Annotated in this window: 27 protein-coding genes; 17 read left to right on the top strand and 10 right to left on the bottom strand. The window is 67.6% G+C overall.

Annotated features, from left to right (window positions below):
- Window positions 1-46: 46 nt before the first annotated feature.
- From narH to narI, 3 genes are read left to right on the top strand one after another with little or no spacing between them, the layout of a single operon-like run.
- Window positions 47-1,783, top strand: a complete 1,737-nt coding sequence (gene narH, locus ON34_RS20290; protein WP_051022905.1) for a nitrate reductase subunit beta — start codon at window positions 47-49, stop codon at window positions 1,781-1,783.
- Complete coding sequence (narJ, locus tag ON34_RS20295) at window positions 1,780-2,460, top strand: nitrate reductase molybdenum cofactor assembly chaperone (RefSeq protein ID WP_040781616.1); 681 nt, start codon at window positions 1,780-1,782, stop codon at window positions 2,458-2,460. Before narH ends, narJ begins: the two co-directional genes overlap by 4 nt.
- Window positions 2,457-3,215 carry a respiratory nitrate reductase subunit gamma gene (gene narI / locus ON34_RS20300; protein WP_040781618.1) on the top strand — a complete coding sequence of 253 codons (759 nt, stop codon included), beginning with the start codon at window positions 2,457-2,459 and terminating at the stop codon, window positions 3,213-3,215. Before narJ ends, narI begins: the two co-directional genes overlap by 4 nt.
- A gap of 96 nt (window positions 3,216-3,311) precedes the next feature.
- Here the strand turns inward: narI and ON34_RS20305 are convergent, their stop codons facing one another.
- Together ON34_RS20305 and ON34_RS20310 are read right to left on the bottom strand one after the other, a co-directional pair.
- Window positions 3,312-3,563, bottom strand: a complete 252-nt coding sequence (locus ON34_RS20305; RefSeq protein WP_040781620.1) for a type II toxin-antitoxin system RelE family toxin — start codon at window positions 3,561-3,563, stop codon at window positions 3,312-3,314.
- A complete protein-coding gene (locus tag ON34_RS20310; RefSeq protein WP_083889586.1) occupies window positions 3,560-3,832 on the bottom strand; it encodes a type II toxin-antitoxin system Phd/YefM family antitoxin in 273 nt (90 codons plus the stop codon). Before ON34_RS20310 ends, ON34_RS20305 begins: the two co-directional genes overlap by 4 nt.
- A gap of 304 nt (window positions 3,833-4,136) precedes the next feature.
- On the opposite strand from ON34_RS20310, the gene ON34_RS20315 reads away from it, so the two are divergent.
- The 10 genes from ON34_RS20315 to ON34_RS20360 are packed head-to-tail and all read left to right on the top strand — an operon-like array spanning window position 4,137 to window position 9,627.
- The gene (locus ON34_RS20315) at window positions 4,137-4,829 is read left to right on the top strand and encodes a hypothetical protein (RefSeq protein ID WP_040781692.1); all 693 of its coding nucleotides are present in this window, start codon (window positions 4,137-4,139) and stop codon (window positions 4,827-4,829) included.
- A 5-nt stretch (window positions 4,830-4,834) separates the two neighbouring features.
- Window positions 4,835-6,079 (top strand): SRPBCC family protein, encoded by a 1,245-nt coding sequence (locus tag ON34_RS20320; RefSeq protein ID WP_040781624.1) that lies wholly within the window; start codon window positions 4,835-4,837, stop codon window positions 6,077-6,079.
- Window positions 6,076-6,483, top strand: a complete 408-nt coding sequence (gene gvpJ, locus ON34_RS20325; protein ID WP_085997110.1) for a gas vesicle protein GvpJ — start codon at window positions 6,076-6,078, stop codon at window positions 6,481-6,483. The genes ON34_RS20320 and gvpJ overlap by 4 nt, the downstream gene beginning before the upstream one ends.
- Window positions 6,480-7,283, top strand: a complete 804-nt coding sequence (locus tag ON34_RS20330) for a GvpL/GvpF family gas vesicle protein (RefSeq protein ID WP_373291951.1) — start codon at window positions 6,480-6,482, stop codon at window positions 7,281-7,283. Before gvpJ ends, ON34_RS20330 begins: the two co-directional genes overlap by 4 nt.
- Window position 7,284: 1 nt before the next feature.
- The gene (locus ON34_RS20335) at window positions 7,285-7,542 is read left to right on the top strand and encodes a gas vesicle protein GvpG (RefSeq protein WP_040781632.1); all 258 of its coding nucleotides are present in this window, start codon (window positions 7,285-7,287) and stop codon (window positions 7,540-7,542) included.
- A 6-nt stretch (window positions 7,543-7,548) separates the two neighbouring features.
- Complete coding sequence (gvpO, locus tag ON34_RS20340) at window positions 7,549-7,884, top strand: gas vesicle protein GvpO (RefSeq protein WP_051022907.1); 336 nt, start codon at window positions 7,549-7,551, stop codon at window positions 7,882-7,884.
- Window positions 7,881-8,318, top strand: a complete 438-nt coding sequence (locus ON34_RS20345) for a gas vesicle protein (protein ID WP_040781634.1) — start codon at window positions 7,881-7,883, stop codon at window positions 8,316-8,318. Before gvpO ends, ON34_RS20345 begins: the two co-directional genes overlap by 4 nt.
- Window positions 8,308-9,099, top strand: coding sequence for a GvpL/GvpF family gas vesicle protein (locus tag ON34_RS20350; protein WP_040781636.1), 792 nt, complete (start codon window positions 8,308-8,310; stop codon window positions 9,097-9,099). Before ON34_RS20345 ends, ON34_RS20350 begins: the two co-directional genes overlap by 11 nt.
- On the top strand, window positions 9,096-9,329 hold the full coding sequence (locus ON34_RS20355; protein WP_040781639.1) for a gas vesicle protein: 234 nt from the start codon (window positions 9,096-9,098) through the stop codon (window positions 9,327-9,329). The genes ON34_RS20350 and ON34_RS20355 overlap by 4 nt, the downstream gene beginning before the upstream one ends.
- Window positions 9,322-9,627 carry a gas vesicle protein K gene (locus ON34_RS20360; protein ID WP_040781642.1) on the top strand — a complete coding sequence of 102 codons (306 nt, stop codon included), beginning with the start codon at window positions 9,322-9,324 and terminating at the stop codon, window positions 9,625-9,627. Before ON34_RS20355 ends, ON34_RS20360 begins: the two co-directional genes overlap by 8 nt.
- Before the next feature lie 59 nt (window positions 9,628-9,686).
- On the opposite strand, the gene ON34_RS20365 is transcribed toward ON34_RS20360, so the two are convergent.
- Both ON34_RS20365 and ON34_RS20370 read right to left on the bottom strand, forming a co-directional pair.
- Window positions 9,687-10,136: a cupin domain-containing protein gene (locus ON34_RS20365; protein ID WP_040781645.1), complete on the bottom strand. Its 450-nt coding sequence runs from the start codon at window positions 10,134-10,136 to the stop codon at window positions 9,687-9,689.
- A gap of 72 nt (window positions 10,137-10,208) precedes the next feature.
- The gene (locus ON34_RS20370) at window positions 10,209-11,309 is read right to left on the bottom strand and encodes a cytochrome P450 family protein (protein WP_373291953.1); all 1,101 of its coding nucleotides are present in this window, start codon (window positions 11,307-11,309) and stop codon (window positions 10,209-10,211) included.
- Between the two features lie 357 nt (window positions 11,310-11,666).
- Between ON34_RS20370 and ON34_RS20375 the strand changes: the two genes are divergently transcribed.
- On the top strand, window positions 11,667-13,370 hold the full coding sequence (locus ON34_RS20375; protein WP_040781649.1) for a metallophosphoesterase: 1,704 nt from the start codon (window positions 11,667-11,669) through the stop codon (window positions 13,368-13,370).
- 6 nt (window positions 13,371-13,376) lie between these two features.
- On the opposite strand, the gene ON34_RS20380 is transcribed toward ON34_RS20375, so the two are convergent.
- Window positions 13,377-13,715 (bottom strand): TfoX/Sxy family protein, encoded by a 339-nt coding sequence (locus ON34_RS20380; protein WP_040781652.1) that lies wholly within the window; start codon window positions 13,713-13,715, stop codon window positions 13,377-13,379.
- A 532-nt stretch (window positions 13,716-14,247) separates the two neighbouring features.
- Between ON34_RS20380 and ON34_RS20385 the strand changes: the two genes are divergently transcribed.
- Complete coding sequence (locus ON34_RS20385) at window positions 14,248-16,434, top strand: hypothetical protein (protein WP_040781655.1); 2,187 nt, start codon at window positions 14,248-14,250, stop codon at window positions 16,432-16,434.
- Between the two features lie 22 nt (window positions 16,435-16,456).
- Here the strand turns inward: ON34_RS20385 and ON34_RS20390 are convergent, their stop codons facing one another.
- Window positions 16,457-17,434, bottom strand: a complete 978-nt coding sequence (locus ON34_RS20390) for an alpha/beta hydrolase (protein ID WP_040781658.1) — start codon at window positions 17,432-17,434, stop codon at window positions 16,457-16,459.
- A gap of 352 nt (window positions 17,435-17,786) precedes the next feature.
- Window positions 17,787-18,698 carry an NAD-dependent epimerase/dehydratase family protein gene (locus tag ON34_RS20395; protein ID WP_040781699.1) on the bottom strand — a complete coding sequence of 304 codons (912 nt, stop codon included), beginning with the start codon at window positions 18,696-18,698 and terminating at the stop codon, window positions 17,787-17,789.
- Between the two features lie 106 nt (window positions 18,699-18,804).
- Between ON34_RS20395 and ON34_RS20400 the strand changes: the two genes are divergently transcribed.
- Window positions 18,805-19,806, top strand: a complete 1,002-nt coding sequence (locus ON34_RS20400) for a GlxA family transcriptional regulator (RefSeq protein ID WP_051022908.1) — start codon at window positions 18,805-18,807, stop codon at window positions 19,804-19,806.
- A 246-nt stretch (window positions 19,807-20,052) separates the two neighbouring features.
- A complete protein-coding gene (locus ON34_RS20405; protein ID WP_157172354.1) occupies window positions 20,053-20,505 on the top strand; it encodes a hypothetical protein in 453 nt (150 codons plus the stop codon).
- 142 nt (window positions 20,506-20,647) lie between these two features.
- Here the strand turns inward: ON34_RS20405 and ON34_RS20410 are convergent, their stop codons facing one another.
- Genes ON34_RS20410 through nirD form a run of 3 tightly spaced genes read right to left on the bottom strand, consistent with a single transcriptional unit; the run spans window position 20,648 to window position 23,045 of the window.
- Entirely contained in the window at window positions 20,648-21,400 is a 753-nt protein-coding gene (locus ON34_RS20410) for a sirohydrochlorin chelatase (RefSeq protein WP_040781664.1), read from the bottom strand.
- On the bottom strand, window positions 21,397-22,638 hold the full coding sequence (locus tag ON34_RS20415) for a uroporphyrinogen-III synthase (protein WP_051022909.1): 1,242 nt from the start codon (window positions 22,636-22,638) through the stop codon (window positions 21,397-21,399). The genes ON34_RS20410 and ON34_RS20415 overlap by 4 nt, the downstream gene beginning before the upstream one ends.
- 5 nt (window positions 22,639-22,643) lie before the next feature.
- Window positions 22,644-23,045 carry a nitrite reductase small subunit NirD gene (nirD, locus tag ON34_RS20420; protein ID WP_040781704.1) on the bottom strand — a complete coding sequence of 134 codons (402 nt, stop codon included), beginning with the start codon at window positions 23,043-23,045 and terminating at the stop codon, window positions 22,644-22,646.
- Window positions 23,046-23,066 lie beyond the last annotated feature (21 nt).

A 23,066-nucleotide genomic window follows, 5' to 3' on the forward strand; every position in this document is an offset into this window, starting at 1 on the left:
TCTGTCCGTAGGCGTCCGCAGGAAGTGGAGTACTGACATGCGAGTCATGGCACAGCTGGCCATGGTGATGAACCTGGACAAATGCATCGGCTGCCACACCTGCTCGGTCACCTGCAAGCAGGCGTGGACCAACCGCGGCGGCACCGAGTACGTCTGGTTCAACAACGTGGAGACCCGTCCCGGACAGGGCTACCCGCGGCAGTACCAGGATCAGGAGAAGTGGAAGGGCGGCTGGACGCTGAACAAGCGCGGCAAGCTCACCCTGAAGTCCGGGTCCCGGTTCAAGCGGTTGCTGAACATCTTCGCCAACCCGGACCTGCCCACGGTCGAGGACTACTACGAGCCGTGGAGCTACGACTACGACAACCTGCTGTCCTCGCCGCCCACCGACACCACGCCGGTCGCGCGCCCGAAATCGCTGATCACCGGCCAGGATACGAACGTCACCTGGGGCGCCAACTGGGATGACGACCTCGGCTCCGGCCCCGAGCAGGTCGGCAAGGACCCCCTGCTGGCGAAGCTGTCCAACCAGGTGAAGCTGGAGTTCGAAGAGACCTTCATGTTCTACCTGCCGCGGATCTGCGAGCACTGCCTGAACCCGTCCTGTGCGGCCTCCTGTCCCTCCGGCGCGATCTACAAGCGCGCCGAGGACGGCATCGTGCTGGTCGACCAGGACAAGTGCCGCGGCTGGCGGCAGTGCGTGTCGGGCTGCCCGTACAAGAAGATCTACTTCAACCACAAGACGGGCAAGGCGGAGAAGTGCACCTTCTGCTACCCGCGCGTGGAGGTCGGCATGCCGACGGTGTGCTCGGAGACCTGCGTCGGACGGCTGCGCTACATCGGCGTCATGCTCTACGACGCCGACGCCGTGCTGGAGGCCGCGTCGGTCACCGACGACAAGGACCTCTACCCGTCCCAGCTCGGAGTGTTCCTGAACCCGCACGAGCCGCGAGTGATCGCCGAGGCGGAGCGGGCCGGGATCTCGCCGGAATGGATTCAGGCCGCCCAGGATTCGCCGGTCTACAAGCTGATCGTGGACTACCAGATCGCGCTGCCGCTGCATCCGGAATACCGCACCATGCCGATGGTCTGGTACGTGCCGCCGCTGTCGCCGGTGGTGGACGTGCTCACCGAGACCGGGCACGACGGCGAGAACGTGTCGAACCTGTTCGGCGCCATCGACGCGCTGCGCATCCCGGTGGAGTACCTGGCCGAACTGTTCACCGCGGGTGACGTGGGACCGGTGCGCGCGGCGTTGCAGCGCTTGGCGGCGATGCGCTCGTTCATGCGTTCGGTGAACCTCGGCGAGGAGCCCGATCCCGCGATCGCGCCGTCGGTGCGGCTGGAGCCGGAGGAGATCGAGGCGATGTACCGGCTGCTGGCCATCGCAAAGTACGAGCACCGGTATGTCATCCCGACCGGTGCGGGAGCGCGGGCGCACGAACTGGATTCGCTCGCCACCGGGTGCAGCCTGGACACCGACGGCGGACCGGGTATGACGGCGTTCGACCAGATGGTGGAGAAGTTCCATCTCACCGACACCAACGGCGCGGCGCCGGAGCAGAAGTCGTCTCGGATCAACCTGTTGAACTGGGACGGTAAGAGCACCGACGGCCTGCTGCCGACCAACGGCAAGCACGACGGGCACGCGAGCAACGGCGTTCCGGCCAATGGCTCGGCGAACGGACAGCCCACCAAGGGCTCGGGCATCGGCGTGGTCGCGAATGGCGACAGCGCCCGCGCCGATGACCCGGCCTCAGCACCCAGCGGGGCGGGCCGATGAGCCTGCTGAAGCTGCGCCGCCGCCCGGAACCGTCCGTCGAGCTCGCCCAACGCGACCGGCAGCTGGTCTGGCGGATCGCCGCGCTGCTGCTGGACTATCCGACCGAGCAGACTCTCGCCATGGTCGACCAGGTGGCCGCCGCGGCGGCGCAGTTGCCGGACGAGGTGCGCGCCCAGCTCAGCGAATGCCTCGACTACCTGCGGACGACCCCGCCGCTGGAGCTCGCGGCCGCCTACGTCGAAACCTTCGACATGCGCCGCCGCGCCAGCCTGCACCTGACCTTCTACGCCTATGGCGACACCCGCAAGCGCGGGATGGCGCTGTTACGGTTCAAGCACGCCTACCGGCACGCCGGTGTCGAACTCGGCGACGAAGAGCTGCCCGACCATCTGCCGGTGCTGCTGGAGTTCGCCGCCACCGTCGATCCGATCGGCGGTGAGCGACTGCTCGGCGAACACGTTCCGGTGCTGGAGTTGCTGCGGCTTTCGCTGTCCGACAGCGGTTCTCCGTACGCCGGGGTGCTCGCCGCGGTGGGGGCGACGCTGCCGCCGCCGACTACCGCCGACCGGCGGCGTATCGCCGAGCTCGCCGCGCAGGGGCCGCCGGAGGAAGAGGTCGGGTTGGAACCCTTCGCGATGGACCCCTCCCTGTTCGACGGATCGGAAGGCCGACGATGAACGCATCCCCGCATCTGCCGATCTCGCTGTGGCTGATCCTGCCGTACATCGCATTCACCTCGTTCGTGCTCGGGCACCTGTGGCGCTACCGCAACGATCAATTCGGCTGGACCACCCGCTCCTCGCAGATCTACGAGAGCCGTCTGCTGCGCTTGGGCAGCCCGCTGTTCCACTTCGGCATGGTCGGGGTGTTCGGCGGTCATGTGCTCGGCGTGCTGATCCCGGAGTCGTGGACCGCCGCGGTCGGGATCTCCGAGCACGCCTACCACGTCATCGCGGTCGGGGCGGGTTCGGTGGCCGGGCTCGCCGTGCTGGCCGGGGTCGCGATTTTGCTCTACCGGCGTATCACGGTCCCCGCCGTCCGCAAGGCCACCACCGGCAACGACAAGCTGATGTACGTGCTGCTGGCCGCGGCGCTGATCACCGGACTGCTCAACACCTGGGGCAGCAACCTGCTGTGGGGCACCTACAACTACCGCGAGACCGTCTCCCCCTGGTTCCGCAGCCTGTTCACCCTCACCCCGCAACCCGAGCTCATGGTGGACACCCCGTGGACATTCCAGCTGCACGGGTTGGTCGTGCTCGCGCTGATCGGGTTGTGGCCCTACACCCGGCTGGTACACATGTTCAGCGCGCCGGTCGGCTACCTGGTGCGGCCCTACGTGGTGTACCGCAGCAAGGAATACGACGCCCCCGACAAGCGCCGTTACGCCCGCGCCTGGGAAGCGCCGGTGACCCCGGAACGCTGGCGCTGACGACGCCGTCGCGCACGCGAGACCCCGCCCGGACAACGGCGTCCGGGCGGGGTTTTTGCTTGCCCGGTCGGCTCAGGGTTCCCTGCACCAGTTGGATCAGCGGTAGACGTCGGATCTTTTGGCCACGATGTAGATCGTCACGAGTTGTTCATCATCATCGATCTCGTACACCATGCGGTACTGACCGATCCGAACTCGCCAGTCATCACGGCTGCCGACAAGCTTCTTCGCACCGGCGGGTCGCGGCTCTTTACTCAGCCCGATGATGGCCTGGAGCGCGGCTTCGAACACATCGCGCGGAAGCTTTTGCAGTTGCTTCAGTGTGTCGGGGTGGAACTCGATCCTCACGACGCGAGGACCGTCGCGGGGTCGACACCCAGCTCCTCGACCATTTCCGACATCGACATCGTTTCGAAGGGCACTTCCCGCATCCGCCGCAATCGAAGGGCGTCGGCGATGTCGGCGTGCTCATGCAGACGCTCGTAGTCGGCCATGCTGATGAGCACCGCGATTTCGGTGCCACTGTCGGTGATGACGACCTCGTCGCCGGTCGCAGCCACCTCCCGCACGATGGCACCGAGCCTCGTCCGCAGATCCCTCAGACTGTAGGTACTCATGTCACACATGTTACACATGTGGACCTATTCCCGCGGCACGGTTTCGACGTAATTGGCGAACTTTCTCGAGAAATATTTTCGACCCCGTCGGCGACATCGAGCACTGGTAAGTCGCTGGTAGACCTCGCGCAATCGGATCTTGCGGACTTTGCGCAGGCAGCATGGGCCTCTCCGGCGGTAACCCAGCGTGCGCTGGGAGGTTTGGGTATGGCGATGTGGTCTAACCCGCACGTGGGGCACAGAGGACCTCGGCTGCCTCCTTTCTCTCTGTGCAGCGGCAGCCGAAGGCAAGCAAGGAGTGATGATGAAGGGCGGAGCGAAGATAGCTTTAGGGGTGGGTGCCGGGTATCTGCTGGGCCGCACGCGCAAGATGCGCTTGGCGCTGTCGCTGGCGGGCGCGGCGATGGCCAGGCGGTCTTCCGGCGGGCCGACGCAAGAACTGCTGGAGCGTGGGACTTCCCTGCTCAAATCGTCGCCGGAGCTGGCCGAGATCACCGAGACGGTCCGCGGACAGTTGATGGGCGCCGTGCGGGCCGCGGCGGTCACCGCCGCGAGCAACCGCATCGACGCGTTGAACGCCCGCCTGCAACGACAGGCGGCGCTGCCCGAGACGGAGGAAGAACCGCGAGACGAGACCGCGGACGTCGGCGAGGAAGAGTACCCGGAAGAGACGACCGAGGACGAGCAGGGATACGCCGACGAGGACGTGGGGGACGAGTACCCCGAAGAAGAAACGGACGAGTATCCGGAAGAAGAAGAGGACGAGTACCCGGAAGAAGAGGAGACGGAGGAGGACGAGTCCGAGGAGATCGAGGACGAGTCCGAGGAACCCCCGGGGCCGGTCCGGACACGCCGGGCGCCGTCCACCACCCGGCGCCGTGGCGGTGAGCCCCGGTCCAGGAAATCGGGTGCACCGGATCGGACCGCGGCCTCGCCTCGTCGGCACCGGATTCGCGCCGAGGCCGAGGAAGCGCCCATACGGCGCACGAGGAGGTGAGTCCGATGGCGTCGAGATCTCTATCGGACGCGGCGGACAAAGTAGGCAAGACCGCCGCCCGCACTACTGGCAAGGCAGGCAAGACCGCCGCCCGCGCTACGGGTAAGACAGGCAAGACCGCCGCCCGCGCCACGGAGAGGGCGGGAAAGACCGCTGGACGCGCTGTGGGAAAGGCAGGTTCGACCGCTGGCCGCGCCGCGGGCCAGGCGAGCGGAGCCGCAACCCGCGTCGGCGCGACGGCCCAGAAGACCGTTCAGGAGGCCACCCCGGCAGGCCACCTGCAGCAATCACTGCAGACCTTGGCCGGCACCGTGATGGATCGCGCTCTCGCGGGAGTCACCGGCAAGGTGGCGGGCACGGCCGACCGCCTCACCGAGTACGCCGAAGGAGGCGGCAGCCTGCTGGCGGCGGTGACCGGGGCGGAGAAGCTCGCGGGCGGAGCATCGCCGATCAAGGCGGCCATGAGCGGTGGGTTGGCGCAGGCCACGCACACGCTCCAGGACAAGCTCCACGAAGCCAAGGAGAGCCTGACCGGCGGAAAGGGCAAGGGCGCCGGTGGCAAGAAGCTGAAACTGACGAACATCGTCGAGCAGATCGACGTCGGCGTTCCGATCGAGCTCGCCTATGACCAGTGGACGCAGTTCGCGGACTTCCCGAAGTTCATGAAGAAGGTCGAGCAGGTCGAGCAGGTGTCCGACGAGAAGCTGGCGTGGACCGGCAAGGTGTTCTTGTCGAGGCGGACCTGGGAGTCCACGATCGTGGAGCAGGTGCCGTACGAGCGGATCGTGTGGCGCTCCAAGGGCCACAAGGGCTATATCGACGGCGCGGTGACCTTCCATGAGCTCACGCCGGACCTGACCCGCATCATCATGGTGCTCGAGTACCACCCCGGCGGCGTGTTCGAGAGGACGGCCAATTTGTGGCATGCGGTCGGCCGCCGCGCCCGCCTGGAGCTCAAACATTTCGAGCGACACGTCATGACCCAGAGCGCACTGCACCCGGATGACATCGAGGGCTGGCACGGCGAGATCCACGACAGCAAGGTCGTGAAGGACGACGAGACCGCCCGCCGCGAGGAGCGGGCCGACATCGAAGACGAAGACACCGAAACCGAAGAAGAACCCGTAGCCGACGTGCGGGACGAGGAAGAGGCCGAGGACGAGGAACCCGAGCCGCGCCGTCGACCCGCGAACCAGCACCGCAGCACCGCCGCACGCCGACAGAGTGACAGGCAAGGAGACCGGACATGACTATCGAACCCGTAGGCGGCGGCGGTGGTGGCGGCGCAGGGACAATGGCGCGCCCAGCCTCGTCCAGCTTGGCCGACGTCATCGACACGATTCTCGATAAAGGGCTGGTCATCGACGCGTTCGTGCGCGTGTCGCTGGTCGGTATCGAACTTGTGACCGTCGACGCCAGGGTCGTCGTGGCCAGCGTCGACACGTACCTGCGCTTCGCCGACGCCGTCAACCGGCTCGAAATCGGCACTGAACCGAAGGGCCTTTCGGATCTGGTCGGCGAGGCCACCAGTGGCGCCGCGAAGCACAAGACGAAGGGCGCGCTCGAGGCCGCGGGCGAGAAGGTCTTGGGCTTCCTCAACGAGGTCGAGGAGAAGCGCCAGCCCGTAACCCGGCCCAGGCGCAAGGAGGAATGATGGCCACGCAGCACGCAACCGAAGAAAGGGAAACCGAGAGCGGTCGGCGCACCGGCGTATACGTCTACGGCATCGTGCCCGCCGACGTGGAGCCCGAGGAGGACGCCTCCGGTGTCGGCGATCCCCCGAGCAGCATCGATGTGGTGCGGCACGGCGAGATCGCCGCGCTGGTCAGTGACGTCACGGTCGATCGGCGCTTCGGCACACCCGATGACCTGACCGCGCACGCGCGGCTGCTCGACGGTGCGGCAGCCGTCGCTCCGGTGCTGCCGCTGCGGTTCGGAGCGGTCATGTCCGATCCGGAGGCGGTAAAAAAGGAACTGCTGGAGGCGCACGACGACGAGTTCCGCACCGCGCTCGCGGAACTCGAGGGCAAGGCGCAGTTCGTGATCAAAGGACGCTACGTCGAGGGCATGCTCCTGCGGGAGGTGCTCGACGAGAACGCCGAGGCGGCGCGGCTGCGGGACGAAATCCGCGACAAGCCGGAGGACGCCACCCGGAATGAGCGAATCGCTCTGGGCGAGATCGTCAATCAGGCGGTCACGAACAAACGCACCGAAGACACCCGCCGGATGCTCGCCCTGCTCGAGCCGCTGACATCGCTGGTCAACCAACGCGAACCCACCCACGAAGAGGACGCGGTGCACGTCGCGGTCCTTCTCGAGCTGTCCCGGCAGAGGGAATTGGAGGAGGCGTTGACTCAACTCGCCGAAGGGGAATGGGAAGGACGCGTCGAGCTGAGCCTGCTCGGCCCGATGGCGGCATACGACTTCGTGACCAAACGAGCCCCGGAGGGCTGACATGGGCTTGCTCTCGTCGATCCTCACGCTGCCGATCGCTCCCGTCCGGGGCGTGATCTGGCTGGCTGAAGTGATCCAGGATCAGGTCGAGCAGCAGATGCGGGATCCAGCCACCATGCGGCGCGAGCTGGAGGAGATCGACAAAGCCGCGGCGGCCGGTCACCTGTCCGAAGAAGAGCGGAAACAAGCGCAGCAAGCGGTCATCGATCGCATGATCCAGCCGTCCGGCGACCCGACGTCGACCGATCGGAAGGAGTGACCTCGCGTGAGCCGCAATACGACATCGGAAGACTCTGAGGACGTCCACGCCGAATCGGGTGAGCCGCCGCTGGCCGCGCCGCAAGCCGTCGCGGCGGCGGCGACCGAGCATCTGCTGGAGCTGACCTCGAAGCAGGCGGAGGGAGTCACCTCCATGGAGCCGACGGAGGACGGCTGGCTGTTGGAGATCGAGGTGCTCGAGGACCGCCGCATCCCCTCGTCGTCGGACATGCTGGCGCTCTACGAGGTGGAGATCGATGGGGACGGCAATCTGCTGGCCTACCGCAGAACCCGGCGTTACGCCCGCGGCAGCACCGACATCGGCGGAAGGGATCAGCCATGACGGTAGTCCCAGAAGGTGGGTCGCAGGCGCCGATGCCCTACGGCGGCGCACGTCAGTCGACGAACCTCGGCGACATTCTCGAGCGGGTCCTCGACAAAGGCTTGGTGATCGCGGGCGACATCCAGGTCAATCTGCTCGACATCGAACTTCTCACCATCAAGTTGCGCTTGGTCGTCGCGTCGCTGGAGACGGCCAAGGCGGTAGGTATCGACTGGTGGGAGACCGATCCCTGGCTCAACAGCAAGGCCCGCAGCCTGGAGCGCCAGGATCACGACCTCGAACTGGAGAATCGGAAACTGCGCGACCGGATCGCTGAACTGGAGGCGGACCGGCGCGTATCCATCGAACGCCGCAGGGAGCCGAGCGAAGCGGCCGACCGCCGCGAACCCATCGAACGCCGCCGCGAACCCAGGAAAGCGAGGGATCGTGACTGACGGCGTCTGGCTGTACGCGGTGACGACGGCCGAGAATGTCGCGGAGGAGCTGGGCGGGATAACCGGGGTGGCGGGCGAGCCGGTGCGTGCCGTGGTCTCCGGCGGTTTGGCGGCCGTCGTCGGCACGGTGCCGCTCGAGGTCTTCGGGGAAGACCCGCTGCGCCGGAACCTCGAGGATCTGGCTTGGCTGGAGGCTACGGCGCGAGCGCACGACGCCGTCGTCTCGGCCCTGGTCCGCCGAGGCCCGGTTGTCCCGCTGCGCCTGGCCACCGTCTTCCTCGACGACGATCGGGTGCACGAGATGCTCGATGACCGGCGAGCGGATTTCGATTCGGCGCTGACCCTGGTGAGCGGCCGCACGGAGTGGGGTGTGAAAGCCTATGGCGACCGCGCCGCACTCGTCTCGGCCTCCGCCGAAGCCGCGAGCCGCGGCGAGGGCGGCGGAAAGGGCGCGGGCGCAGCGTATCTGGCGCGCCGACGCGCGCAGCTGGCCGCGCAGGAAACCGTCGAACGCGACGCGGCGCTGCACGCCGACGAAATCCATGCGTGCCTGGTCCGGCACGCCGCCGCTGGCCGCCGTCAACCGGTGACGGACCCGGCGCTGACCGGCCGCCGAGAGTGGATGGTGCTCAACGGCACCTATCTGGTGGACGACGATCGCGCGGACGGTTTCGCGGCGATGGTCGACGAGCTCGGCACAGAATTCCCCGGTATTCGGCTCGAGCTCACCGGGCCGTGGCCACCGTATTCGTTCGCGGGAGTGGAAAGGGAACCGGCATGAGCCATGTCGCGCCGAACGTCAACCGCGAGCGCCGTGTCGCGCTCGTCGACCTGTTGGATCGGGTGCTGGCCGGTGGGGTGGTCATCACGGGCGACATCCGGCTCTCCATCGCGGACGTCGACATGGTGCAGATCTCGCTGCGCGCCCTCATCTCCTCCATCAGCCCGCTGTCCACCCCCGCGCTGGACTCCTCGGCACACGGCGCGCTGGAGCCGCCCCCCGATGACTGAATTCGGCGGCATCCCACCGCGTATCGACACCGACCCCGAATCCGTCGAGCGCGGGCTGGTCCAACTCGTCCTCACCCTGGTGGAACTCCTGCGGCAGCTGATGGAGCGGCAGGCGCTGCGCCGCGTGGACCAGGGCGACCTGACCGACGCCCAAATCGAGCGTATCGGCACCACGCTGATGCTGCTCGAACAACGCATGGACGAACTACGCGACCACTTCGGCCTCACCCCCGAAGACCTCAACATCGACCTGGGCCCATTGGGCACGCTCCTCCCCCAATACCCCGACGAACGCTGAGATCAACGGCACATGGCCGCGGGATTTCGCGAGAGGACCCCTCCACCAGGTGCCGTTGATCATGAAGCGCAGGGCGGCGCGGGGGCGTCGACGAAGAGGGGTTTTCCGGTGGGGGGTGTGTAGACGACGTCGAGGATGAGGGGTTCGGTGCCGAGGTTTCGGCCGATGTGGACGTTCCACTCGCCCGCGGGCTCGTAGATGAAGTCCCCGGTGCGGTAGACGGGGGCGTCGCAGTCGGGGCCGGGATGGGTGAGGGTGCCCGCTCGGATGAAGCCGAAGACCGGGCCGTCGTGGTAGTGCCAGCCGGTGGAACCACCTGGGCCGATGGTGATTTCGCGGACGACCAGGTCGGTGCCCGCGACGAACGGGAGCAGTCCGGCCGGGATCTGCGCTTGGCCCAGGGTGACGGCGGTGATGTCGGTGCCCGGCGTCGCGTTGGCGTTCGCCGCGCCGGCCAGCGCGCCCGCGAGCACGACCGGCGCGACGGCGACGCGAAGGATAGGCGTCATCCTGGCAGCCTAGCCACCGTGACGTGGCACGGGAACCCTTCCGTGCCCCCGAACGCTGGCGGACCGCCCATGCTACACAGCGTCGTTCGGCGGAGACGGCGGAAAAGTGACCGGCAGAGCCGCTAACGCCCGGTGGAAGGGGCCAGGCCGCCAAGTCGGTCCCCCGGCCGGTACGGCGAGCTGCATCTCGGGCAGCGCATCGAGAAGTTGATCGATGGCCTCCTGAGCGATCAGGTAGGACAGGGATCGGGCGGGGCAGGCGTGTGGTCCGAGGCCCCATGCCAGATGCGAGCGATTACCGGTCTGATCCTTCGCCCGGATCGCGGGATCGTTGTTGCAGGCGGAGATGCTGACGACGACCGGCTGGTGCGCGGGCAGCCAGACGTCGTCGATGAGGATCGGCTGCCTGGGGTAGGTGATCAACATGTTGGCCAGCGGCGGGTCGTTGAACAAGAGCTCGTCGAGGGCGTCGCGGGTGGACAGACTCCCGCCCAGGACAGTTGTGCCGAACCGGTCGTCGGTGAGGATCAGCAGCAGGGTATTGCTGATCAGGTTCAGTTGCAGTTCGATTCCCGCACCGTAGACGCTCACCAACTGGTGGACCATCTCCAGCTCATCGAGTTCGGCTGGGTGCTGCAAGAGCAGCGTGGTGATGTCGTTGCCGGGTTCGCCCCGTTTCAAGGTCACCAGTTCCAGAATCGCCTCGCTGAGCATGGCGTTGCCCTTCTCGGCCTCGATGCCCTCGAAGATCGCGGCCATACCGGCGGCGACTCGAGAACCTATCTCCGGCGGGCACCCGAGCATCGCATTGACGACCTCGAACGTCAGCGGGAAGATGTACTGGCTGATCAGGTCGGCCGCACCGGCCTGGCAGAAGCCGTTGATCAGCGGGATGGCGATCTTCTGCACGGTGGCTTGGATACCGTACAGATTTACCTGAGCAATGCTCGTGGTGATGGCCTGCCGGTAGCGCAGCAAGTCCACCCCGGCGCTTCTACTCCCGGTGGGGCGCCACTCCATGATCGGAAGGACCGGGCAGTCGGCGGGGATGTTCTTCTGCCAAGTACGGGGATCGGCCGGAAAGTGCTCAGGATCGTTGAGGATCCGCAGCGCGGTGTGATAGCCGATCACCAACGTAGCCGGCACGCCCGGCGCCAGCTCTACCGGGGCCAAAGATCCATACTGTCTTCGCATTTCACGGTAGACATGGTGCGGATCGACAGCGAACTCGGGTGCATGCAGCGACACCCGCGAGTCGCCGGAACCGGTCGGCGAGCCGTGGATGACAGGACACGATGGGCCATTCGGCGGGAACTCGGACGTGCGCAAAAAGGGAACTCCAGGTCGTTCGGGTGTATTGCCGGATCCCCCCGATCACAATGCCGTTCCGTTGTCTGTCTACCAAAGGCGAGCCGATTATGCCAATTGAGCGGGACCACAACGAATTCCGCGTCGACACGTTCAGTGTTCCCGCACATGGTGTGCGTGTCGAGTTGCCGGTGCGCACCATAGCCGGACAACATCAGCGGCATGCCGTCCACTCCGCTGAATCCAGCAGGCGACATTCCCGACACCGGAATTCCGGGCCGTCTCGCCACCGACATGACGATGACCGAGCAATACGAATGGCACCGCGCCTATCTGCGCCGCCATCCGGTGTCGCGGCGCAATATCCTGCGTGGCACCGCGGCGGCCGCGGCAGTGGCGGCGGTCGGCGCCGCGCCCTTCGGTGCGCGCGCGTACGCCGAGGAGGCTCGGCTCGCGGTCGGCGGACGACGGGTGGCGTTCGGCCCGGACGCGGCGAGCCAACTGCGCTTCGCGGCACAGTTGTCCCGGCGACCGGCGGGCGCGACGGTGTATCTGGACCACGGACCCACCCCGGCGCTGGGTGCGACGGTCGAAGCCGAGGTGCGCAATCTGCTCACCCAGCTGCCCACGGTCGATGGCGGCGTGCTCGCGGCCGAACAGTTCTACGTCCACGCACCGGTGGACGGGCTTCCTGGCCGGGTGCCGCACTTCTATCGTTGGCGTACCTCCGACGGTTTCGTCGGCGACATCCGCGCCGCCGCACCCGCGATGCCAACCAGCAGGGCCGCGCTTCTGCCGTTCCGCTTCACCATGATGGGTGACCAGGGCACCGACGAGACGCCCGCACTGCCGGACGGCGTCGCGCCCGGCGACTACGACGACAAGTACTACCGGCCCGACGACGATCCGGCCGCACCGCACGCGAGCAACGTCCTGCGGCAGATCGCGGCGGCCCGGCCGGATTTCCACATCCTCGCAGGCGACATCGCCTACGCCGACCCCTCCGGCAGAGGCAAGCCGGGGCAGTTCGCCGCGCACGGCGCGCAGCCATCCAGCGGGTTCGACAAGTACAACCCCTACGTGTGGGATGTCTACTTCAACGCCATCGAGCCCAGCGCGGCCCAGACCCCGTGGATGTTCACCACCGGCAATCACGACATGGAAGCCACCTACGGCGACCACGGCTACGGCGGACATCTGGCGCGGCTGGACTTCCCCGGCAACGGCCCCGCGGGCTGCCCGTCGGCGTACTCGTTCACCTACGGGAATGTCGCGGTGCTCTCGCTGGACGCCAACGACGTGTCCTACGAGATCCGCGCCAGTACCGGTTATTCCGGTGGGGCGCAGACGAACTGGGTGGAGCGCGCGCTGGCCGCCTACCGCGCCGACCCCGGCATCGACTTCATCGTCTGCTTCTTCCACCACTGCGCGTATTCGACCACCGAGGCGCACGCCAGCGACGGCGGCGTGCGCGACGCCTGGGTCGGGTTGTTCGACCGCTATCAGGTGGACCTGGTGCTGCAGGGGCACAACCACGTCTACGAGCGCACCGATCCGATCCGAGCGGGAAACGCGACGAAGGTCGCGGGCGACAACTCGATCGTCTACCCGGAGACCGACGGAACCGTCTATTACACCGTGGGCGGCGGCGGACGCCCCCGCTACGAATTCCAGCCGGGCTCGCGAGAATCCTTCCGCGGCAATGAACTACCCGATACCACGGTGCCGAACAGCTACGTGTGGACGCCCGGCGGCGGCAAACAGGACGAGGCCGCGCCGTGGTCGCGGGTCCGCTTCCGGAACTACTCGTTCCTGCGCGTCGACGTCCGGCCGGGCGTGTTCGCCAGCGAGATGGACGTGGTCGCGGTCGACGAGTACGGCCGCGAATTCGACCGGGTGCTCTTCCGCCGCCTGGTTCGTCCCTGAGGCGGGTTACTTCTTCTTTTTCGGTGGGAGGGTCCGGGCGTAGGCGACGCCGCGCTCGACCCATTCCCGCAGGACTTCCTCGTCGGCGACTGCCGCGGCGGCGACATACAGCCAGCCGGCCATCTCGCGTCCGCCCATGACCATGGGTTCGACCGACTCGCCGAGCAGCCGCTCGCCCTCGTCCGGGTCGACGCGAACCAGCAGGCCACCCTGGCGGCTGGCCGCGACCGCCATATTGCCGCCGATCAGGAACGCCAGGCCACCGAACATCTTCTGCTCGGTGAGCTTCGGCCCTGGCCCGATCAGCTCTCGGATCCGCTCGGCCAACTCCTCGTCGTATGCCATAGCGGCATTGTGCGCCCTGGGTACGACAGGCTCGCGGAGCTGACCCGACCTGCCCGGTCGTGTCGCTCGGTGGTGTGCGCCGAATCCAGGCGCGGTCACCGACCGCACGACTGACGAGACTCGCTCGTCCGGCCGAGAACCCGCTCGATCCGGCCCGCAAATCCACAGAACGAGCGGCCGATAAGTGTACGAATCACTCTGCAGCGCACCGTATTTGGGTCTATGCCGGGCCTGGCTTCACCAAGGTGCTTACGTACACTCCCGAGCCGCATGGATGTCACTGGACGTTCAAGCGGATGTTTCCGTACCTGTCTGTAATACACAGCGTGAGACGGGGGCCGAGGCTGTCAGTACCGCACGCGCACAGCTCGTTTCACAATTCGCAGTCGACCGCGCCCCCAGCAACGGGACGAAGGACTCTTCCGTGCACATCTGCTCCCCGGTGGTGCGATCACGCACTGTCAGCCGCCGTTCATCCAGGCGGTATTCGGTTCGAGTTCCCGACGAGTTCCGCCGAGCCCCACATCGCGGTGTGCCGCGCTGGGGCACCGGCACTCGGCGGCGACGGGTAGCCTGGCTCGCACTGATCATCTTCGCGCTCTTCGTCTTTCCCGGCTTCCTCGGCGCGATAGCCGTCGCCCAGGACGCGGCGAGCACGACGGCCGAAGCATCCGGGATCGACGGGCTCAGCTGGATGAATATCCGGGACTCATCGGGCATCCCGCTGTCGGACTATCGGTTCGCGACCGGCGACGAAAGCCTGTTCAAGCCGCGCGCCACCGTCCTGTGGGCGGTGCTGGGCTTGGAATTCATCGGTTACATCGCCATTGTGACGACCGCGATCTGGTTGATCGGCTACGCGTTGAGCTTCCGGTGGCTGGACATGTTCAGTGCGGCGTTGCGTGGCGTGGCCGACGCGCTGGCCGGGCAGCTCGCGACTCCGATCATGCTGGTCACCGCGGCCACCATCGGCGCGTTCTGCGTCGCCTGGTTCATCGTGCGCGGCTACCACGCCAAGGCCACCATGCAGGTGGTGACGATGCTGGCGGTGGCGGTGCTGGGGCCGGTATTCCTGGCCGAGCCCTTGGCGGATGTGCTGTCCTCGGACGGGTTGCTGGCGCAGGGCCGCGACCTGGGCATCTCCGTGGCGGCGGGCCTGAACGGGAACGCCAACCCGAATCCGGCTCAGCTCGTGACGACCATGCAGAGCGAACTGGCCGACAATTTCGCCCGTCAACCGCTGCAAGTGTGGAATTTCGGGCATACCGTCGACGCGCGCCCGGCCTGCCGGTCGGCATGGTCGGCAGGGGTTGCGGCGGGCGACGACGCCCGGGTGATCAGCGGCATGAAGTCGTGCGGAGACGCCGCCGCGCACGCGAAGGCGGAGAACCCCACCATGGGGCAGGTCGCCACCGGGCTCATGCTGTTGATCTGCGGCGGCATCCTCTTGCTCTTCGCGATGTACCTCGGACTGAAGGTCATCAAGGCCGCGCTGGACACGATCTATCACGGGATCATGTCGATCTTCGGCTTCGCCGCGGGCGGATTCGTGTACGGCCCGACGCAGACGTTCCTGGTCCGCAACCTGGTGGACAGCTTCGTCGCGGCGGCCAGGATGACGGCGTACACCATATTCCTCGGTGTCTACGTGCTGTTCATGGGCAATCTCTTCGCGCAGGCTCGCGGCCAGGTCATGGCGGTGATCATCATCGCGGGCACCGTCGAGATCGTCGCCATCCTCCAGCTGAAACGACTCAGCGGCAGCCTGTCTCGCGGCAACGACTGGATCGCCAACCGGTTCTCCCTGGCGGTGCAGGGCAGTCAGACCAAGTCGAGCAGCGGCGGCACGGCCCTCGGCATGGGTGGTGGCGGCGCGAAAGCCTCGTCGGGCATGGGGTTCGCGAGCACACTCGGCGTACTCAATACCATCAACACCTCACCCGTGACGGCGTGGCTGGCCGGGGGAACGGTCAATCCGCTGAATCCCTTGGCCAGCACACGGAAGAGGATCGAACGGTCCACCAGGAGAATCCTGGCCAGCCGCGAGGAAGGCTACGTCGAGCATCAGCTGTCCCGCACGAACTGGCGGGGCGTCGCGGTTACCGCGGCCAGGCAACACGGGGGCATGCACACCCAGCTCGGTGTCTCCCGTGCCCTGAAAGCACTGCGCGACAACAAGGTTCCCGAATCACGCGTGCATCACGTGCTGCTCGCCTCTGGGGCCAGCCACGAGATGGTCAACCACTCGCTGGCCGCACTTTCCACCCAGGAATCGACGGTATCGCAGAATCCGTACGGCTTCGCACCCTTGCAGAAGGCGATTGCGACAGCGTGGGCGGTGGAGAACCACGTCGGCCACGAGGCGCACGACGCCTTCGCCGCCCAGGCGGTCATCGCGGCGGACAGCTTCGTCCGGCACAGCAACGCGCCCGCGCCGGGCGCAACGATCGACCAGGCGTTCGTGCAACGGGTGGAGAACAACTGGCATTCGGACCGGGCGCTGCGGGCGGCGATCACCCCCGACGAGTGGAACAACGCGGGCCGCGACACCCGCTGGCATATCGGCCACCGGGTGGCGACCATGCACCGGGACGCGGCCCAGGCGTACTACGCCGATCCCACCGATATCAACCGCGAAGCTCTGGTGCGATCGGCCAGGCGCGTCGCCAATCTCGATCACCTCGATCCCGAAGGGGGCCTGGATCCCTGGAATCCGTGATCCGGCCGGGTGCGGTGGCCGATCAGGCGCCCAGCGCGGCGGCGAACATCGGCCAGGACTCGTGCACGTCGTCCTGCCAGTACGTCCAGGCGTGCGTGCCCGCGGGGCGGAGGTTGGTCGTGACCGGGATGCCGAGCGCGTGCAACCGGTCGACGAACTCGCGGGTGCAGCCGCCGATCACCGTCTCCATGGTCCCGCCGACCAGCAGCCGATCCACCATCCGAAGCGGATTGCCGTCGATGCCGGGATCGCCCATCGTCTCGTGGGCGCCCGGTGCGCCGGTGCCCGCCGAAACGTAGAGCGCTACGCCGCGCAGGCGCTCGGCCTGCACCATCGGATCGTTCTCGATCCAAGCCGGACCGGCCGGTGGGCCCCACATATTCGCCGCGCTCGCGCCGAACACCGCCAATTGCGAGTTGACCATCGCCTGGCCCATCGCATCGCTGGTGCGGGGGCACCCGCTGTAGGAGCCGACAGCCCGATACAAGCCCGGCGCGGCGATCGCCAGATTCAACGCGGAGGTCGCCGACATGGACGTTCCGGCGACGGCGTTGCGGCCGTTCATCCCGAACCTGCCCGCGAGCAGCGGGGGCAGTTCCCTGGTCAGGAAGGTGGTCCACTTGTTGCGGCCCAGGACCGGGTCATCGTGCAGCCAATCGGTGTAGTAGCTGGCGCGCCCGCCCATCGGCACGATCACGTTGACCGGCTTGTCGGCGAAGAACTCGGCGACGTCGGTGCGCCGGGTCCACGGCCCGCCCTCCTCTCCGCCGTCCACGGCGTTCAGCAGGTACAGCGCGGGCGCGCCCGGACCCGGATGCGACAGCCACAACGTGATGGGCCGCCCCATCGCGCCCGAGTGGACCACGACTTCGAACTGCCGCCCGCCCAGTGGCCGCACGTCCAGAATCGCCGCGTCGGGGTCCGCGGTGGCGGTCGCGGCCGGGACCAGGGCGGCGCCGATCGCGAGGAGGGAAACCAGGCATCGCATGAGCCGGTACATGGGCCGAATTTCTATCACGCCGCGACCGCCGCATTCAGCATTCAGCGGGCATGTTCCCATAGCGATATAAAATCGCAGGTAGACGGCGACATGGTCTGATTTTTCGGCAATCAGCAGATATTCAGCAACTGATCAGCGAAGCTGAGGGACCAGTGCCCAGGACCTCTCAGCGGGAGTCATCGCAGTTCTCGTGCACCACTTCGCAGGCCGTTGGGAACAGATTTGCCGAACCGGCTCGCCGATGCGACGCGGCGGAGCGCAGGATCCCAAGGCGAGTACCACTGCGAAGCCGTGCCACAAGGCCCAGCGGCCGAATCTCCGCTCCGGATCGCATCCAGCGGCGCATCCACGCTCAGGAAGCGCGCACCACCTCCGCGAACACCTCGTCCGGGTCGGATGCTTTCAAGCCGAAGGTGTCGCGGATGGCGGAGTCGTCGACCGTGAATGTCGCGTGCGACATGTGGTAGGTCTCGAACAGCTCGATCCAGAACGGGTCGGTGAGACCGAGCAGCGTCAGCTCCCGATCACTCATCAACTCCAACCGCGGCTCGGGCGCGCCGGCGACTGCGGCGAGGCTCCCGGCCAGCTCCCGCACGGTCGCGGTGATGACCGGCGCGTGCCAGGCTCGGCCCCACGCGCGCTCGTCGCGAGCAACGGCGACCGCTGCCGCCGCCGCGTCACCGACGGCCGTGTAGGCGTGCGGCACGTCGAGCGCCTGCGGCACCAGCGCCAACTGTCCGGCCAGGATCTTCGGCTGGGCGAGCAACGAGAACACCGAGATCGCGCCAGCGCCGATGAATTGCGATGCCCGTACCTCGGCCACCCGCACCCGGCCCGCCCGGTGCGCCTCCTCGGCCTCCCGCCACATCCGGGCGCGCACCTGCCCCTTCGGCCCCATGGCCGCCAGCGGTGACCGCTCGGTGACCGGGCCGTCCACAGGTCCGTACCCGTACAGATTGCTCAGCATCACGTAGTTCGCGCCGGTCCGCTCGGCGGCCGCGCGGATGGACCCGAACAGCGGCGGAACAGCTTCCGGCCAGGTGTGATAGGCGGGCATGGCCATGTTGAACACGGTCTCGGCGTGCTCGGCGATCGCGGTCAGCGCGGCCGTATCGAGCGCGTCCAAGGCGATCCGCTCGATATTCGGATGCTCCGGACCGGCCCCGCTGCGGCTCACCATACGTACCCGATCGCCGGATTCGGCCAGGAGCGCCGCGGTGGCCGAGGCGGTGGCGCCCCGGCCGACGATGACCTGCGTAGGCATGCGATTTCCCTTCTGCGACAACAACATCAACGCGTGCCACTCAGCCTGCCCTGGCCTGTTCGGCTAAGCTAGTGACCGGATTGCCAACTATCCCAAGGATCAGGCCATGCAGACTGTCGCCGTTGTCGCGGTACCGCCCGTGAAGGCATTCGACCTGTCCATGCCCGAAACCGTGCTCGGCGCGGCGATGGTGGACGGCGAACCCGGCTACCGCATCCTGGTGTGCACCGCCGCGCCCGGTGTGCTGCCCGCCGGGTTGGGTGGATTCGACGTGGTGGTGTCGCGGGGGCTGGAGGCGATCGATGCCGCCGATATCGTCATCGTGCCGAGCACCGGCAGCCGCGGCGGCGCCGACGAAGCCACCGTGGCCGCCCTGCGTCGCGCCGTCGCCGATGGCAAACGCGTCACCTCGATCTGCAGCGGAGCGTTCGTGCTGGCCCAGGCGGGTCTGCTGGCCGGACGCACGGCCACCACCCATTGGGGCCTGGCCGCCGAGCTGGCGGCGATGTTCCCGGACGTGTCGGTCCGCAGCGACGCGCTGTTCATCGAGGACGGCCCGATCACCACCGCCGCGGGCGCGGCGGCCGGAATCGACCTGTGCCTGCATCTGATCCGCGCCGACTACGGCGCGACCGTGGCGAACGCGGCCGCCCGCGCCGCCGTCGTCACGCCGGTGCGGTCCGGCGGGCAGGCTCAGTTCGTGGACGCCCCACTGCCGCCGGAAAACGGCGTGACCCTGGCGGCCACCCGCACCTGGGCGCTGCGCCGCCTGGACACCCCCCTGTCGCTGGACGACCTGGCCAGGCACGCGCGCACCAGTGTCCGCACGCTGACCCGCCGATTCCACGAGGAGACCGGCCTCAGCCCGCAGAAATGGCTCCTGCACCAACGCCTGCAACGCGCCAGGGAACTGCTGGAATCCACTACCCTGCCCATGGACCAGGTGGCCCGGCACAGCGGCATCGGCTCCGCGGAATCATTGCGCCAGCACATGATCCGCCATGTCGGCGTGTCACCGAGCAGCTACCGCGCATCGTTCATGCGCTCTCCCGCAACCTTCGAACCGGAACGAAGAGGCCCCCGAGCGGTTGCCCGACACCAACCGTGACCTGCTCGCCGCTGCTGTCGGTGCGCCGCGAGCACCTGCCCTCGCAGGCCCAATCGCCGCCAGCGCCAGCGCTGGTCACAACCTCGATCGATGCGCCGAGCCCCGAACTCGGCGCTACGCACGCCGGTGCCCGAAAACTGGACGTCCACCCCTCGTAGTACCACCAAGCTTGGGAAGCATGCTCCTGCGCGTCCGCGTTCCCGCGACAGAATGATCACGTTGTCGCCGAACACGAAAGAGACCACGATGATCGATGAGACGCCGTTGGCGCTGCGCTATTCGGAGTGGGTGGACAATTTCGGTTTGCGGATCGACCGTCTCAAAGCCAACCTTCCGGAGGATGTGCGGCTGGACTCTTCGAGCGCCTCACTCGGAAGGCTGGAGGCGGAGGTGTTGCGCCGATTCGGTGAGGTGTCCCAATTGAGCGCCCCCGAGGCACAACCATTCCTCGAAGGTGTGGTTGCCTATGTCGGCGACATGCTCATCAGAGTCGGCGGTGGCGGATGGTCTGGGGACAATTACCGGGATGTCCCGCTGCTCGAGATGATCGGTATCCAACCGAACGAGGATTACGATCTCGAAAAAGTCGAGCCCATGGACCTGCTGCGCGCCGTAGTACGTGAGCGCGACGGAGACCTCTTCATGTGGCTATATCACGCATGGGAAGACACCGTGTACGACCATTACGGAATCCTGTGATAGTGCCTGCCCTTAGGTCCGCGCGCATCGGACCACGAAAGGCGGATAGTTCGATCGAAAGATCGCCATTAGGGCAGTAGGTTACGCGTACCGCCGAACATGTTCGGCGGTACGCGCACGTGTGGTCCCGTGTGCCCGCCGATCAATGAGCGCGGGCTCGAACCATCTCCTGGGCGGCGACGTGGTAGCGCTCGGCGATGAGCCGGACCACGGCCGGGTGCACGCCGATGGGTTCGGCGACGCCGTCGGCGCCCGCCTCGTGCAGGCGCTGCTGGAACAAACCGTGGGCCAGCAGATACGAAGCGACGAAGACCCGGCGTGCCCCTGCGGCGCGCAGTTCGGCGACCACCTCCGGTACGCGCGGCGCACCGGTGGCGACGTAGGCGATGCGGACGCCGGTACCGAGACGTTCGGCCAGCAGCCCGGCCGCGCGCCGGACGTCCTGGCGGGCGCGGGCGTCCGACGAGCCCGCGGCGGCGAAGACCACCGCGTCACCCTGGGTCCAGCCCGCGGCGCGCAGGCGCATCTTCATGATTCGCGCCAGCGCGGGATCGGGGCCCATGGCCGGGGTGACCACCGTCGCGGGATGGGCGCTCTCGGAGACCTCGCGCGGCACGTCCTGGTAGACGTGATAGCCCGAAGCCAGGAACGCCGGAACCACCACCGCGGGCACGGATTCCCCGGTCGGCGTCGCCAGATCGCGCAGCACCTCCGCGGGCGAAGGACCGAGCACGTCCACGAATGCCGTACGCACCCAGGGCTTTTCCTCGGTGCCGGGCCCCGAAACCCCGGCACCGAGTTCCTTCGACACGGCCTCGGCGAGCGCCGCGATCATCTGCACACCCTTGGTGCTGCGCGTCCCGTGGGCCACCAGCACCAAGGCGGGCGCGGTCACCAGCTCCCCGCAGTCTGGATGTACCGAGGTGCCCGGGTCGGAATTCCGACGCCGGGCACCTGGGGGCCTCCTGTCGCGGTGGGCCGTGGGTTGTTGTCGGTGCATTCCGCCGGGTCCAGCGCGAGCCGGTATCCGCGTTTGACCACGGTCTGAATCGCTTTCGGCGTGCCGAGACCGGCGCGCAGGCGGGCGATGGCGGTCTCCACCGCGTGCGTGTCGTCACCGCCGCCGGGCAGCGCGGCGAGCAGGTCTTCGCGGGAGACGACCCGGCCGGGCTGGCGGGCCAGCGAGCGCATCAGCGCCATCGGCGCGGGCGCCAGCTGACGCACCTGACCGTCGACCACCACGCACGCGCCGCGCACGCTGATGTTGTGGCCCGCGGCCTGAATCCGGTTGGCGCGCCTGGGCAGTTCCTCGGCGACATGGCGGGCCAGGGCTCCGAGCCGGGCACGCCCCGGCATCGACGTGGGCACCCCCAGTTCCTCCAACGGCGCGGCCGTGATCGGACCGACGCAGGCGGGCAGCACCCGACCGCGCAGCGCGTACAGCAGGCCTTCCAGCAGCCCGGTTTCCTTGGCGCGCATCAACATGGACGCGACCGCGGGGGCGCTGGTGAAGGTGACGCAGTCCAGACCGGACGTGACGATGCCCTCGATCAGGTGATCCATCGGGCCCTGGTCGTCCGGCGGCACCCAGCGGTACACCGGCACCGGCACGACATCCGCACCCGCGCAACGCAGGACCTCACAGAAGTCCGGGACCGGTTCCCACTCGGTGGTGGCGCCGTGCAGCTGCACCGCGATCCGGACGCCTTCCACGCCCTCCGCGAGCAGGTGGTCGAGCACCTCGGCGGACGACTCGGAGGCGGGGGACCATTCCTCGCGCAGCTCGGCGGCGCGGATGGCGCCCTTGGCCTTCGGGCCGCGAGCGAGCATCCGGGTGGCGCCCAGCGTGCGACGCAGATCCTCGGCCAGCCCCCAGCCTTCGGCCGCCTCCATCCATCCGCGGAAGCCGATACCCGTGGTGGCCACGGTGATCTGCGGCGGATCGGCGACCAGCTGCCGGGTGACCCGCTCCAGCTCGTTGTCGTCGGCCAGCGGAATGATCCGGATGGCCGGTGCGGACACGATGCTCGCTCCCCGGCGTTCCAGCAGCGTGGCGAACTCTTCGGCGCGCCTGGCCGCCGTGATGCCGACCGTGAATCCGGCCAGGCTGGCGCCCGTGTCAAGTGTTGTCATGCGAGTCATCCATCCGACGACGCGAGCTCGGCCACGACCGGCTCGTTGGAAACCGAAACGATGCCGTCGTCCACGCGCACCGCGTACACCGGCAGCATCGCCGATTCGTCGTCCAGGCAGTGCCCGTCGACCAGGGAGAAAGCCTGCTTGAGCAGCGGCGAGGCCACGACGGGCACGCCGCCGCGGTCGCCGACGATCCCGCGCGACATGACCGCGGCCCGTCCGATCGGATCGATATTGCCGACGGCGTACAGCATGCCGTTGTCCAGCAGGAAAAGGGCGGCCTGGCGGCCACCTTTCAGCAACACCGCAACGCCGCGGCCGGGAATCAGGTAGTCGAGACGGCATGCCTGCGTCCACCCAGTGGTGGTAGCTGCGGCGATGCCGGGGGTGTCGATCACGGTCATCGGTGTCATCCTCCAAACGCC

It is taken from the genome of Nocardia pneumoniae NBRC 100136, from assembly GCF_000308755.1.
GTDB classification, from domain to species: Bacteria; Actinomycetota; Actinomycetes; order Mycobacteriales; family Mycobacteriaceae; genus Nocardia; species Nocardia pneumoniae.

What these genes read in the sequence shown, in the direction of transcription:
- ON34_RS20355 (WP_040781639.1), top strand. Translation starts at nt 9,096, where the DNA reads ATGAGCCATGTCGCGCCGAACGTCAACCGCGAGCGCCGTGTCGCGCTC.
- nirD (WP_040781704.1), bottom strand. Translation starts at nt 23,045, where the DNA reads ATGACCGTGATCGACACCCCCGGCATCGCCGCAGCTACCACCACTGGG.
- ON34_RS20310 (WP_083889586.1), bottom strand. Translation starts at nt 3,832, where the DNA reads ATGAGTACCTACAGTCTGAGGGATCTGCGGACGAGGCTCGGTGCCATC.
- ON34_RS20365 (WP_040781645.1), bottom strand. Translation starts at nt 10,136, where the DNA reads ATGACGCCTATCCTTCGCGTCGCCGTCGCGCCGGTCGTGCTCGCGGGC.
- ON34_RS20360 (WP_040781642.1), top strand. Translation starts at nt 9,322, where the DNA reads ATGACTGAATTCGGCGGCATCCCACCGCGTATCGACACCGACCCCGAA.
- ON34_RS20380 (WP_040781652.1), bottom strand. Translation starts at nt 13,715, where the DNA reads ATGGCATACGACGAGGAGTTGGCCGAGCGGATCCGAGAGCTGATCGGG.
- ON34_RS20390 (WP_040781658.1), bottom strand. Translation starts at nt 17,434, where the DNA reads ATGTACCGGCTCATGCGATGCCTGGTTTCCCTCCTCGCGATCGGCGCC.
- ON34_RS20405 (WP_157172354.1), top strand. Translation starts at nt 20,053, where the DNA reads ATGATCGATGAGACGCCGTTGGCGCTGCGCTATTCGGAGTGGGTGGAC.
- ON34_RS20315 (WP_040781692.1), top strand. Translation starts at nt 4,137, where the DNA reads ATGAAGGGCGGAGCGAAGATAGCTTTAGGGGTGGGTGCCGGGTATCTG.
- gvpJ (WP_085997110.1), top strand. Translation starts at nt 6,076, where the DNA reads ATGACTATCGAACCCGTAGGCGGCGGCGGTGGTGGCGGCGCAGGGACA.
- ON34_RS20330 (WP_373291951.1), top strand. Translation starts at nt 6,480, where the DNA reads ATGATGGCCACGCAGCACGCAACCGAAGAAAGGGAAACCGAGAGCGGT.
- ON34_RS20345 (WP_040781634.1), top strand. Translation starts at nt 7,881, where the DNA reads ATGACGGTAGTCCCAGAAGGTGGGTCGCAGGCGCCGATGCCCTACGGC.
- ON34_RS20375 (WP_040781649.1), top strand. Translation starts at nt 11,667, where the DNA reads ATGCCGTCCACTCCGCTGAATCCAGCAGGCGACATTCCCGACACCGGA.
- ON34_RS20395 (WP_040781699.1), bottom strand. Translation starts at nt 18,698, where the DNA reads ATGCCTACGCAGGTCATCGTCGGCCGGGGCGCCACCGCCTCGGCCACC.
- ON34_RS20320 (WP_040781624.1), top strand. Translation starts at nt 4,835, where the DNA reads ATGGCGTCGAGATCTCTATCGGACGCGGCGGACAAAGTAGGCAAGACC.
- ON34_RS20415 (WP_051022909.1), bottom strand. Translation starts at nt 22,638, where the DNA reads ATGACAACACTTGACACGGGCGCCAGCCTGGCCGGATTCACGGTCGGC.
- narJ (WP_040781616.1), top strand. Translation starts at nt 1,780, where the DNA reads ATGAGCCTGCTGAAGCTGCGCCGCCGCCCGGAACCGTCCGTCGAGCTC.
- narI (WP_040781618.1), top strand. Translation starts at nt 2,457, where the DNA reads ATGAACGCATCCCCGCATCTGCCGATCTCGCTGTGGCTGATCCTGCCG.
- ON34_RS20400 (WP_051022908.1), top strand. Translation starts at nt 18,805, where the DNA reads ATGCAGACTGTCGCCGTTGTCGCGGTACCGCCCGTGAAGGCATTCGAC.
- narH (WP_051022905.1), top strand. Translation starts at nt 47, where the DNA reads ATGGCACAGCTGGCCATGGTGATGAACCTGGACAAATGCATCGGCTGC.
- ON34_RS20335 (WP_040781632.1), top strand. Translation starts at nt 7,285, where the DNA reads ATGGGCTTGCTCTCGTCGATCCTCACGCTGCCGATCGCTCCCGTCCGG.